At 74.4% G+C, this 12201-nt stretch carries 13 protein-coding genes; all 13 read left to right on the forward strand.

All coding sequences use genetic code 11. From position 1 onward, the window contains the following. The first annotated feature begins 6 nt into the window (after window positions 1-6). The 13 genes from BRM3_RS07375 (at window position 7) to rimM (ending at window position 12198) form a co-directional block, all read left to right on the forward strand. Window positions 7-414 (forward strand): DUF4233 domain-containing protein, encoded by a 408-nt coding sequence (locus BRM3_RS07375; RefSeq protein WP_263592688.1) that lies wholly within the window; start codon window positions 7-9, stop codon window positions 412-414. Between the two features lie 10 nt (window positions 415-424). After that, a complete protein-coding gene (gene ndk / locus BRM3_RS07380) occupies window positions 425-850 on the forward strand; it encodes a nucleoside-diphosphate kinase (protein ID WP_263592689.1) in 426 nt (141 codons plus the stop codon). A 104-nt stretch (window positions 851-954) separates the two neighbouring features. After that, window positions 955-1101, forward strand: coding sequence for a hypothetical protein (locus tag BRM3_RS07385; RefSeq protein WP_263592690.1), 147 nt, complete (start codon window positions 955-957; stop codon window positions 1099-1101). A 146-nt stretch (window positions 1102-1247) separates the two neighbouring features. Continuing rightward, entirely contained in the window at window positions 1248-2648 is a 1401-nt protein-coding gene (ftsY, locus tag BRM3_RS07390; RefSeq protein WP_263592691.1) for a signal recognition particle-docking protein FtsY, read from the forward strand. A gap of 352 nt (window positions 2649-3000) precedes the next feature. Beyond that, window positions 3001-4446 (forward strand): ammonium transporter, encoded by a 1446-nt coding sequence (locus BRM3_RS07395; protein ID WP_263592692.1) that lies wholly within the window; start codon window positions 3001-3003, stop codon window positions 4444-4446. Beyond that, on the forward strand, window positions 4443-4781 hold the full coding sequence (locus BRM3_RS07400; protein WP_263592693.1) for a P-II family nitrogen regulator: 339 nt from the start codon (window positions 4443-4445) through the stop codon (window positions 4779-4781). The genes BRM3_RS07395 and BRM3_RS07400 overlap by 4 nt, the downstream gene beginning before the upstream one ends. Then, window positions 4771-7131: a [protein-PII] uridylyltransferase gene (locus BRM3_RS07405; protein ID WP_263592694.1), complete on the forward strand. Its 2361-nt coding sequence runs from the start codon at window positions 4771-4773 to the stop codon at window positions 7129-7131. The genes BRM3_RS07400 and BRM3_RS07405 overlap by 11 nt, the downstream gene beginning before the upstream one ends. Before the next feature lie 83 nt (window positions 7132-7214). After that, a complete protein-coding gene (gene ffh / locus BRM3_RS07410) occupies window positions 7215-8819 on the forward strand; it encodes a signal recognition particle protein (protein ID WP_263595424.1) in 1605 nt (534 codons plus the stop codon). Window positions 8820-8889: 70 nt separating this feature from the next. Beyond that, window positions 8890-10041: an amidohydrolase family protein gene (locus BRM3_RS07415; RefSeq protein ID WP_263595425.1), complete on the forward strand. Its 1152-nt coding sequence runs from the start codon at window positions 8890-8892 to the stop codon at window positions 10039-10041. Between the two features lie 28 nt (window positions 10042-10069). Next, window positions 10070-10627 carry a DivIVA domain-containing protein gene (locus BRM3_RS07420; protein WP_263592695.1) on the forward strand — a complete coding sequence of 186 codons (558 nt, stop codon included), beginning with the start codon at window positions 10070-10072 and terminating at the stop codon, window positions 10625-10627. A gap of 204 nt (window positions 10628-10831) precedes the next feature. Then, complete coding sequence (gene rpsP / locus BRM3_RS07425; RefSeq protein WP_263592696.1) at window positions 10832-11293, forward strand: 30S ribosomal protein S16; 462 nt, start codon at window positions 10832-10834, stop codon at window positions 11291-11293. A gap of 1 nt (window position 11294) precedes the next feature. Beyond that, window positions 11295-11546 carry an RNA-binding protein gene (locus BRM3_RS07430; RefSeq protein WP_263592697.1) on the forward strand — a complete coding sequence of 84 codons (252 nt, stop codon included), beginning with the start codon at window positions 11295-11297 and terminating at the stop codon, window positions 11544-11546. 94 nt (window positions 11547-11640) lie between these two features. After that, entirely contained in the window at window positions 11641-12198 is a 558-nt protein-coding gene (gene rimM, locus BRM3_RS07435) for a ribosome maturation factor RimM (protein WP_263592698.1), read from the forward strand. Window positions 12199-12201: the final 3 nt, after the last annotated feature.

Consider the following 12201-nt stretch of genomic DNA (forward strand, 5'->3'; position numbering starts at 1 on the left):
GGCGGCATGGCCCTGGACATCGCCCCCTCCGCCCGCGCCCACGGCGCCCAGCGCATGCTGAGCGCCACCACGCTCACCGTCGAGGCCCTCGTCCTCTTCTTCGCCGCGCTCGTGGCCCACCAGCTGCTCCCGGAGCACCGCGTGGGCACGTGGACCCTCGCCCTCGTCACGGCGGTCGTGCTGATGGGCGTCGCCGGGCTGCTGAGCCGGGGGAGCTGGCCCTATGTGGTCGGCGCCGTCGCGCAGATCCCGGTGATCCTGATGGGGCTGTTCGTGCCCGCCATGTGGGTCATCGGCGCCGCGCTCGCCGTGCTCTACGTGTACGGGGTGGTGCGCGGTCACCGCTGGGACGCCGAGAAGGACGAGGTGGACCGCCGGGTGCTCGCGGAGCGCGAGCGCGCCGAGGATCGATAGGCTCACCCCCATGAGCACCGAGCGCACCCTGATCCTGCTGAAGCCCGACGCCGTCCAGCGCAGCCTGCGCGGCGAGATCCTGCGCCGCATCGAGGCCAAGGGCTACGGCATCGTCGCCCTGGCCCAGCGGACCGCCACCGCCGAGGAGCTGTCCTCCCACTACGCCGAGCACGAGGGCAAGCCGTTCTACCAGCCGCTCGTGGACTACATGGGCTCCGCGCCCCTCGTCGCGATCGTCGCCGAGGGCGAGAAGGTCATCGAGGGGTTCCGCTCCCTCGCCGGCGCGACCAACCCGACGAGCGCCGCGCCCGGCACGATCCGCGGGGACCTCGGCCGCGAGTGGGACCTTCCCGTGATCCAGAACCTCGTGCACGGCTCGGACTCCCCGGAGTCCGCCGCCCGGGAGATCGCGATCTGGTTCCCCGAGGTCGGCTGAGAAGGGCCGTGCGCGGCCGCCGATGACGCGGTGTGGCACAGTCCGCACCGCGGCACGCGCCGCAGAAGCTCGATTCCGCGGCCCTCCTCCCGCACACTATGGGCATGGGTCCCGTGATCGTGTACTTCCTCCTCGCTCTCGTCGTCTCCCTCGGCATCCTCGGCGCCGTCGCCCTGCCCCACCTGCAGCGCCACCGCGAGCACTCTGCGAGCAGTCGCCACACGTCCCGCACGCAGCGCGCCGGCTCCTGACGCCGCCGCCCCGCGCCCGGCGGCGTGATCCCCGCCGCAGCGCGCCCGTGCGCCTCCCGCGCGGCCCCGGCCGCGCTCGGAGGACCGCCTAGACTCGTCCGAGGCCTCGCCGCGACCGTCGGCGTACCCCGACCCCGGAGGTGACTGTGGATCCCGTGCAGCTGGTGGAGATCGTCGGAGCGGCGATCGGCGGCATCGCCGTGATCGGTGGCGGCGGCTGGGCGATCCTGCGCGGACGCCGCCGCGGCGGAGACGGCACGGACCGTGCGACGACCGAGCACGACGGCGAGCGGCCCGCGGGCACCGCCACCGCGACCAAGGAGCGGCCCGCCGCCCCCACCTGGTCCGACACGCTCTCCGCACCCGCTCCGGACCAGGAGCGCACCGAGCCCGACCGCGCCGACGAGTCCACCGTCGAGGCCTCCGCCCTGGCGCCGGACGAGACGTCCGCGGCGACCGTCGAGGCCCCCGCGACCGAGCAGGCCGCCGAGAACGCCCCGGCTCCGATCGCCCCGGCGCCGGCCGCGTCGCCCGCCGAGGAGCAGACCGGGGCCCCGACGGCCGACGAGGCCGCGACCGCCCCGCCGCTCGAGACCCCCGAGCCCGCCGCGGACCGCATGGTCCGTCTGCGCGACCGCCTCTCCCGCTCGGGCAGCATCGGCCGCGGGCTGCTGGGCCTGCTGTCGCGCGACCGGGTCGACGAGGACACGTGGGACGAGATCGAGGAGACGCTGCTGCTGGCCGACCTCGGCCCCGACCCGACCGACGAGCTGCTCGCGGCGCTGCGCCAGCGCATGCAGGTGCTCGGCTCCCACGAGCCCGCCGCGGTGCGCGAGGTGCTCCGCGAGGAGCTCGTGCGCCTGATCGACCCCGCGATGGACCGCCGTCTCGCGGCGACCCGCCAGCGCGCCGAGGACGGCACCGTCGTGCCCTCGGCCATCCTCATGGTCGGGGTCAACGGCACCGGCAAGACCACCACCGTCGGCAAGCTCGCGCGCGTGCTCGTCGCCGAGGGCCGCACCGTCGTGCTCGGCGCGGCCGACACCTTCCGCGCCGCCGCCGCCGACCAGCTCGCCACGTGGGGCTCGCGGGTGGGCGTGCGCACCGTACGCTCGGACGTCGACGGCGCCGACCCCGCCTCGGTCGCCTTCGACGCGATCTCCGAGGGCGTCGCCGAGGGCGTGGACGTCGCGATCATCGACACCGCCGGGCGCCTGCAGAACAAGAAGGGCCTCATGGACGAGCTCGGCAAGGTGCGCCGGGTGTCCGAGAAGGCCCTGCACGGCGTGGGCGTGCGCGAGGTGCTGCTCGTGCTCGATGCGACGACCGGGCAGAACGGCATGCAGCAGGCCCGGGTGTTCTCCGAGGCCGTCAACATCACGGGCATCGTGCTCACCAAGCTCGACGGCACCGCCAAGGGCGGCATCGTCGTCAACGTGCAGCGCGTGCTCGGCGTGCCCGTCAAGATGGTCGGGCTCGGCGAGGGCATGGACGACCTCGCCCCCTTCGACCCCCACGGCTTCGTCGACGCCCTGCTCGGCGACTGAGCCGGCGGCGTATGCGCTGACGCGTGTCCGCCCTCACGCGCTGACACGTCCGCCCTCACGCGCCCGTCGAACGTCACGTGGCGGCACCTCTCATCAAGGACAGGTGCCGCCACGTGGCGTTCGGGGACGACGGGCACGAGATCCGGGACTCCACACGCCCGAGCCGCCGCCCGGGGAGCGTTGGCGGTCCTGACGCTCCGCCACAGGGGTCACCATGTGGGACGCCGCATCACAGAACGGTAACGGGCCCCGATCGCTGCGGGCTCCCGGGGGCCGGCGGCCAACGATGATGGCACGGTCCTCCATGGGCCGATCGGCCCTGCGGCCGGTCCCGCCGACACTTGGACACTCGATGGACTTCACTCTGGACACCGGCGCCACCGCCTGGCTGCTCACGAGCGCCTCCCTGGTGCTCATGATGACCACGCCCGCGCTGGCCCTCTTCTACGGCGGCATGGTCCGCTCCCGCACCGTCCTGAACATGATGCTGATGTCGTTCACCGCGCTCGGGGTGGGCGCGATCGTGTGGACGGTCTGCGGCTACTCGGTCGCCTTCGGCAGCGACGTGGGCGGAGTCTTCGGCAACCCGGCGGACTTCTTCGGCCTGCACGGCTCGGACGCCGACTCCCTGCTCGCCGGTTCCGGCGTGCCGTTCCTCGTGGCCGCCGGCTTCCAGATGACCTTCGCGGTCATCTCGGCCGCGCTCATCTCCGGCGCGATCGCCGACCGCGTCAAGATCTCCACCTGGATCGTGTTCGTCGCCGTGTGGATCCTGCTGTGCTACGCGCCGCTCGCGCACATGGTCTGGGGCGGAGGCCTGCTCTCCGGGGCTCCCGGCTCGATCGCCGCGATGATCTTCGGCACGACCGGCACCGGGGCGGACGCCGCGGCGACCGTGGCCCCCATCGACTTCGCGGGCGGCACCGTCGTCCACATCAACGCGGGCGTCGCGGGCCTCGTGCTCGCGATCGTGGTGGGGCCGCGCCTCGGCTTCGGCCGCGACGTCATGAAGCCGCACAACCTGCCGCTCGTCATGCTCGGTGCCGCCCTGCTGTGGTTCGGCTGGTTCGGCTTCAACGCCGGCAGCGCCGGCACGGCCGACGGGACCGCGGGCCTCGCCTGGGTCACGACCACCGTCGCGACCGCCTCGGCCATGCTCGGCTGGGTGCTCGTCGAGAAGATCCGCCACGGCGCGGTGACCTCGCTCGGCGCGGCCTCGGGCGTCGTCGCGGGCCTCGTGGCCATCACGCCCGCCGCCGCGGCCGTGAGCCCGCTCGGCGCGATCGTGCTCGGCGTCGTCGCAGGCGCCCTGTGTTCGCTCGCGGTCGGGCTGAAGGCCCGCTTCGGCTTCGACGACTCGCTCGACGTGGTCGGCGTCCACCTCGTCGGCGGCCTCGTCGGCACCGTCCTGATCGGCTTCCTGTCGACCGAGACCGGTCTGTTCTACGGCCACGGCGCGCGCCAGCTCGTGGTCCAGATCGTCATCGCGCTCGCGGCCGTCGTCTTCTCGGGCGTCGTCACCCTCGTGATCGCCCTGGTACTCAAGGCGGTCATGGGCTGGAGGATCACCCCCGACGAGGAGCGTGCGGGCATCGACATCACCCGCCACGCCGAGTCCGGATACGATCTCGTCGGCAACCTGGCCTCGCGTCTGGACCGTCGTCCGATGCGGGCGGCCGAGCCCGTCGCGGCCCCCGCCGGGCCGAGCGCGGCCCCGACCGACCCCACCGCCGGGTCCGACCCCGGCACCGACTCCGAGGGCCGCCGGCCCGCCACCACCGCAGGGGAGACCCGATGAGACTCATCACCGCCGTCATCCAGCCGCACGCCCTCGAGAGCGTGACCGACGCGCTGCGCGAGCACGGCGTCGCCGGCCTCACGATCAGCGAGGTCGCCGGGTACGGCCGCCAGGGCGGCCACACCGAGGTCTACCGCGGCGCCGAGTACCGCATCGACACGATCCCCAAGATCAAGCTCGAGGTCCTCGCCGAGGACGCCGACGAGCCCGCCCTCGTCGAGGTCATCGTGCGCGCCGCGCGCACGGGACGCATCGGCGACGGCAAGGTCTGGACCAGCGAGGTGGGCTCCGTCGTCCGTGTCCGCACGGGCGAGGAAGGCGCCAGTGCCCTCTGACCTCCCCTCGGACTCGCTCCCGGCGCGCCGGCTCGACCACGTCCTGCACCACGGCTTCGGGGACAGGGCGGACGGGCAGACGCGCCGGGAGCAGCACGCCGACCTGGTCGACGCATGGCTCACCGACCTGTGGGAGTCGGCGGACGCCCCCGCGGCGGGCGCGGCCCTCGCCGCGCTCGGATCCCTCGGGCGCCGTGACCTGGGACCGGCGAGCGACCTCGACCTCGTGCTGCTCGTCGACCCCGCGGTCGTCGACGACGAGCGGGCCGCGACCCTCGCGAGCGCGCTGTGGTACCCGATCTGGAACTCCGGCACCTCGCTCGACCACTCCGTGCGCACCCCGCTCGAGACCGAGGAGGTCGCCCGGGACGACCTGCGCGCCGCGATCTCCCTGCTCGACCTGCGGACCGTCGCGGGGGACCCCGCGCTCGTCAAGGACACCCAGTCGCGCGTGCGCCGGGTGTGGAGGAGCCAGGCCCGCACCCGCCGCGCCGAGCTGATCGATCTCGCCGAGGACCGGGAGTCGCGCTACGGCGTGCTCGCCCACTCCTCCGAGCCCAACCTCAAGGCCGACCGCGGCGGCCTGCGCGACGTGACCGTCATCCGCGCCTTCGCGGGCAGCTGGCTGGCCGACCACGACCACGTCGCGATCGACCGCGCGGCCGACGTGCTGCTGGACGCCCGCGACGCCCTGCAGGCCGTCACCGGACGCTCCGGCACCCGGCTCGGCCGCCCCGACCAGGACGCCGTCGCGGCCCTGTGCGGCTACGACACCGCGGACGACCACCTCGCGGCGCTCGCCGAGTCGGCGCGCACCGTCGCCTGGGAGCTGCACCGCGTGGTCCGCGCGGCCCAGGCCGCCGCGTCCCCGGGCGGCCGCGCGACCGTCGGCTCGGGCGCGACCCGCCGACCCGACCTGACCCGGCTCGAGCACGGCGTGATCGTGCAGGCCGGGGAGGTCTCGGTGGACCCGGCCGTCACCGACCCGCTGCGGGACATCGCCGCCGTGCGCCATGCGGCCACGACCGGGCTGCCGCTGTCGGACGCGACCCTCGTGCGCCTGCGCCGCCACCCGCTGCCGCTCCCGTTCAGCCCCGCACAGCGGGACCTGCTGATGGACGCGCTCGCGGGCGCGCACGTGGCCGACGTCTACGAGGCGCTCGACGTGCACGGGGTCGTGACCGGCTGGATCCCCGCCTGGGCGGGCGTGCGCAACCGTCCCCAGCGCTCCGCCGTCCATCGCTTCACGGTCGACCGCCACCAGATCGAGACGGTGCGCGAGGCCCAGTCCCATCTCGCGGAGGTGGACCGCCCGGACCTCCTGCTGGCCGCCTCCCTGCTCCACGACATCGGCAAGCGCGCCGACGCGCGCGACCACGCCCGGGAGGGCGCGCCGCTGGCCCGGGAGTCCGCGCTCGGCCTCGGCTTCGACGCCGAGGACGCCGACGTGATCGCGTCCCTCGTGGCCGAGCACCTGACCCTGGTCGAGCTCGCGACCGGGCGCGACCCGTCCGACGCCGCGACGCTCGGCGCGCTGCTGGACGCCGTGGACCGGGACCCGGGCCGCCTCGAGCTGCTGCGGGCGCTCACGGAGGCCGACGCGCGCGCGGCCGGGCCGGCCGCCTGGTCGAGCTGGCGCGCCTCGCTCGTCGACCACCTGACCGAGCGTGCCCGCGCCTCCCTCGCCGGCGCGATCCGGGGGCCGCGCGAGTTCCTCGCGCCCCAGCGCTCCGTCGAGCAGGCGGTGCTCGACGCGGTCCACCGCACGGGCGTGCCCCAGGTGCTCTATCCCGCCCCGACCGGCGACGACCAGGTCTCGCAGATCTGCCTGGGCGCCCCCGACGGCCCCGGCGTGTTCGCCGCCATGGCGCGCGTGCTCGCCCGCCACCGGATCGACGTGCGCTCGGCCGTCGTCTCGACGATGGAGGGCGTGGCCGTCGACACCTGGTGGGTCTCCGGGACGCCCGCGGACCTCCCGCATCCGACGGCCCTGCGCTCGGCGCTCGCCCGCGAGCTCGACGGGCGGGGCGATCCCGCCGCCCGCGTGCTCGAGGTGCCGCCCGGCGCGCCCGCCCGGACTACCGAGGACATCCCGGTCGTGACGCTGCTGCCGAGCGCCTCCCAGGAGGCCACCGTGATCCAGGTCAACGCCGCCAACCGGCCGAGCCTGCTCGCGGACGTCGCCGAGATGATCACGGGCCACCAGCTCATGGTGCGCAGCGCGCACGTCATGACCCTCGGCCGCCGCGCCGTCGACGTGCTCTACCTGACGGACGCGCGCGGCCGCCCGCTCGAGGCCCCCATGGTCGGGCGCATCATCGCCGCGATCATGGACGCCGCCTCCGCGTGAGCCGCGTCCCCCGCGCCCCGGAGGGCGCGGGGGCCCTGGCTACACTGGGACGGTCCCAGCACTCCCAGGGGGAAGCTCTCTTCGTGTTCAACAACCTCTCCGATCGCATCACCGCGTCCCTCAAGGGGCTGCGCGGGCACGGACGCCTGTCCGAGGCCGATGTCGACAAGACCATCCGCGAGATCCGCCGCGCCCTCCTGGACGCCGACGTCGCGGTCCCCGTCGTCCGCGACTTCACCGGCAGGGTGCGCGAGCGGGCGCTCGGCGAGGAGGTCTCCAAGGCGCTCAACCCCGCCCAGCAGGTCGTCAAGATCGTGCACGACGAGCTCGTCGACGTGCTCGGCGGCGCGACCGGCGAGCTGGCATGGGCCAAGAACCCTCCGACCGTCATCATGCTCGCGGGCCTCCAGGGCGCCGGCAAGACGACGCTCGCGGGCAAGCTCGCCCGGTGGATGAAGAGCGAGGGGCACACCCCGATGCTCGTCGCGGCGGACCTCCAGCGGCCCAACGCCGTGAACCAGCTGCAGATCGTCGGCGAGCGCGCGGGCGTGCCCGTCTTCGCGCCCGAGCCCGGCAACGGCGTGGGCGATCCCGTGCTCGTGGCCATGAACGGCGTGTCGACCGCCCGCTTCCAGCAGCACGACATCGTGATCGTCGACACCGCGGGCCGCCTCGGCATCGACGAGGAGATGATGCAGCAGGCGCGGGACATCCGCGACGCCGTCCACCCCGACGACACCCTGTTCGTCGTCGACGCGATGATCGGCCAGGACGCCGCCCGCGTGGCCGAGGCCTTCCGCGACGGCGTCGGCTTCACCGGCGTGGTGCTGTCCAAGCTCGACGGCGACGCCCGCGGCGGCGCCGCCCTGTCGATCACGGGCGTGACCCAGCGGCCCATCCTGTTCGCCTCGACGGGCGAGCAGCTCGGCGACTTCGAGCGCTTCCACCCCGACCGCATGGCCGGGCGCATCCTCGACATGGGCGACGTCATGTCGCTCATCGAGCAGGCCGAGAGGTCCTTCGACCAGGCCGAGGCCGAGAAGATGGCGGGCAAGCTCGCCAAGGGCGAGGACTTCACCCTCGAGGACTTCCTGGGCCAGATGCAGCAGCTCAAGAAGATGGGCAACCTCAAGAAGATGCTCGGCATGCTGCCCAACATGGGCCAGTTCCGCGAGCAGCTCGAGAACTTCGACGAGAAGGACATCGGCCGCGTCGAGGCCATCATCCAGTCGATGACGCCGGCCGAGCGCAACGACTCCAAGCTCCTGAACGGCTCGCGCCGCGCCCGCATCGCCCGCGGCTCCGGCACCTCGGTGTCCGAGGTCAACGCCCTGCTCGAGCGCTTCAAGCAGGCCCAGCAGATGATGCGCACGATGGGCGGCGGGATGGCCGGCGGCGGCATGCCGGGCGCGCCCGGCATGGGCTACGGCAAGAAGTCCCGCGGCCGCATGCAGTCCCCCAAGGGCGGCAAGGGCAAGGGCGCCAAGAAGATGTCGAGCAACCCCGCTAAGCGCGCCCAGCAGGAGCGCGAGGCGGCCGAGCGGGCCGCGCAGCAGGGCACGTCCGGCTCCGCCTTCGGCGGCGGCGCGAGCCAGGGCCCGGCCGGCGGCGAGATGCCCGACCTCGCCGATCTCGACCCGTCCCAGCTGCCGCGCGAGCTGCGCGGCATGTTCGGCAAGGGCCGCTGACGAGCCGATGGCGCCCCTGAGCCCCGACGAGCCGGCGCCCGCCGACGGCGACGACCATGTCGCGGCCTCGATGGCCCGTGCGGCCGCCGCCCCCTACACGGCGCCCGCACCGCCTCCCGGCACGCCCGTCCTGCATCTGACGGGACCGATCCTGCTCGGCCCCGAGGAGGAGATCGGCGAGGCCTGGGTCGCCGCGGGGCGCATCTGGCACGAGCGGCCCGAGCTGCCGTCGTCGGCCGAGGTGGTCGACGTCCCGGGCGTCGTCGTGCCGGGGCTCGCCGACCTGCACTGCCATGTGGGCATCGGCGACGACGGCCGCGGCACGACCCTGGCCGAGGCCCGCGCCCAGGCCCGCACCGACCTGGCCAGCGGCGTCACCCTGATCCGCGACGCCGGCTCGATCATCGACACCTCGCCCCTGCAGGCAGAGCCCGGACTGCCCCGCATCATCCGCGCCGGGCGGCATCTGGCCCGCACCCGCCGCTACCTGATCGGCTACGCCGATGAGGTCGAGCCGGCCGACCTGCCCGCCGCGGTCGCCCGCGAGGCCGCGCGCGGCGACGGCTGGGTCAAGGTCGTCGGCGACTGGATCGACCGCTCCGCCGGCGATCTGCGCCCGACCTTCCCGCCCGAGGCCTTCGCCGCGGCCGCGCGCGCCGCCCACGGGGCGGGGGCCCGCATCACCGCACACACCTTCGCCGCCGAGACCCTGCCGCTGCTGCTCGACGCCGGGTTCGACTGCCTCGAGCACGCCACCGGGCTCACCGACGAGACGATCGCGCGGGCCGCCGACCTCGGCGTCCCCGTCGTCACGACCCTCGTCAACGTCGACCGCTTCGAGCAGTACGCGGCCCAGGGGGAGCAGAAGTTCCCCGCCTACGCCGCCCACATGCGGCGCCTGCGCGCGCGTCGCTACGCCCGCACGCGCGACGCCTACGACGCCGGGGTCGCGCTCCTGGTGGGCACCGACGCGGGCGGCGTGCTCGGCCACGGCATCGTGCACGACGAGCTCGACGAGCTCATCGCGTGCGGCCTGACCCCCACCCAGGTGCTCGAGGCCGCGATCTGGGGCCCGCGCACCTTCCTCGGGGCGCCCGCGCTCGAGGACGGCGCCCCCGCCGACCTGCTCGTCACCGCGACCGACCCGCGCGAGGACGTGAGCGTCCTGCGGGACCTCGACGCGATCGTGCTCGGCGGCGTGCGCGTCGCCGGGCGCCCCTGACCCCGCCCCGCCCCCGAGAGGACCCCCTATGCCCCTGGCCGATGACATCGATGCGATCAGGTTCTCCCCCGTGCGCCTCACGCAGGGTTACGACATGGACGAGGTCGACGGCTTCCTCGCGGAGGTGAGGGACGCCGCGAGCGGGCCCGACGCCGGCGACCGCGCCGGCGCGATGCTCCCGCGGGTGCGCAGCGTGCGCTTCACGCCCGTGCGCGTGACCGAGGGCTACGACATGGACGAGGTCGACCGCTTCCTCGACACCGTCGTGCTCGAGGGGCTCGAGCGCATCGTCGCGGACGAGGGGGACGCCATGAGCCGGGAGTACATCGAGCACGTCCTGACCGTGCCGGACTTCCCGCGCGGGCGTCTGGGCACCGTGTACGCGATCGCCGACGTCGACGACCTCGTGGCGCGGACGACGGCCGCGCTCGGGACCTCGGACGACCCGGAGGTGTCGCACCGGGCCGCCCTCGCGGTGCTCGAGCAGGCACGCCCGCGCACCCTCGGCGGCCTCGCCGAGGGCTACCGCACCAAGCCCGTCGACGAGCGCCTGAGCCACGTCGCGGAGCTGCTGCGGGTCCGGTGAGGCGCCCGAGGCGGGTCCGACGTGCCCCGACGCACACGCCGCCGCCTGGCACCCTCGGCCGGGCGCTGGCATACTTGACCGCTGTATGCGCCCTGGCCGGCCCTCTACCCGCCCGGACGTGACACCCCGAGCACCGACAGCGCCCGCATGACCCCACAGGCAGCGTCGGGACTCACCCGAACATCCCGAAGGAGCGTCACACCCGTGGCCGTCAAGATCCGTCTCAAGCGCATGGGCAAGATCCGTGCACCGTACTACCGCATCGTCGTGGCCGACTCGCGCAAGAAGCGCGACGGCGCCGTGATCGAGGAGATCGGCAAGTACCACCCGACCGAGGAGCCCTCGTTCATCGAGGTCGACTCCGACCGTGCGCAGTACTGGCTCGGCGTCGGCGCGCAGCCGACCGAGCAGGTCGCCGCGATCCTCAAGGTCACCGGCGACTGGGCCAAGCACACGGGCGAGGGCGACACCGCCGGCTCGCTCAAGTCCGCCGAGGCCAAGCAGTCCGCCGAGGACGCGATCGCCGAGGCCGACAAGGCCGCCGCCGCGTCCCGCGAGAAGGCCGCCGCGACCAAGGCCGAGGCTCCTGCCGAGGGCGCCGAGGAGGCTCCCGCCGAGGGCGAGCGCACCGAGGACGCCGCCGAGGCCACCACCGACGAGGCCTGACATGAGCGCTCGCGCCGAAGCCCTCGACCACCTCGTGCGCGGCATCGTCGACAACCCCGACGACGTCCGCGTCACGGAGAAGTCCACGCGCCGCGGACCGCTGCTCGAGGTCCGGGTCAGCCCCGACGACCTGGGCCGTGTGATCGGCCGCAGCGGCCGCACGGCGCGCGCGCTGCGCACCGTGACGTCCGCCCTGTCGAACGAGGCGATCCGCGTCGACATCGTGGACGTCGACCGGCGCCGAGGCGCGTGAGAGCACGTCCCACCGCGCAAGGCGGCACCGGTCACCGGTGCCGCCTTCCGCATCCCTGGGGGCCCTCGGCCCCCGCCGACCAAGGAGAGAACCGATGACGACGCTCGACGTGGTGATCGCGACCATCGGCAAGGCGCACGGCCTGCGCGGCGAGGTCGCGCTCGTCCTCCGCACCGACCAGCCCGCCGAGCGCCTCGCCGTCGGCACCGCCTTCGCGGTGACGACGCCCACGGGGCCGCGCACCCTCACCGTCGCCGCGACCCGCACCCAGCAGGACCGCTGGTACGCGCGCTTCGCCGAGGTCGCCGACCGCACGGACGCGGAGGCGCTGCGCGGCGCCGAGCTGCACCTCGACGTCGACCCCGAGCTCGAGGCCGACGAGGACCCCGATGCCTGGTACCCCTCGCAGCTGCGCGGTCTCACGGTGCGCCACGTCGACGGCCGCGAGCTCGGCACCGTCGCCGATCTCGAGCACTACCCCGCGCAGGACCTGCTGATCGTGCGCACCGCCGCGGGACGGCGCGTCATGCTCCCCTTCGTCGAGGAGCTCGTCCCCGAGGTCGACCTCGAGGCGGGCATCGTGCTCGCCGATCCGCCGGGCGGCCTGTTCGAGGAGCTGGACGAGGACGACGACACGCCGGAACGGGCCTGAGGC

This window comes from Brachybacterium huguangmaarense, assembly GCF_025725725.1.
GTDB lineage: Bacteria > Actinomycetota > Actinomycetes > Actinomycetales > Dermabacteraceae > Brachybacterium > Brachybacterium huguangmaarense.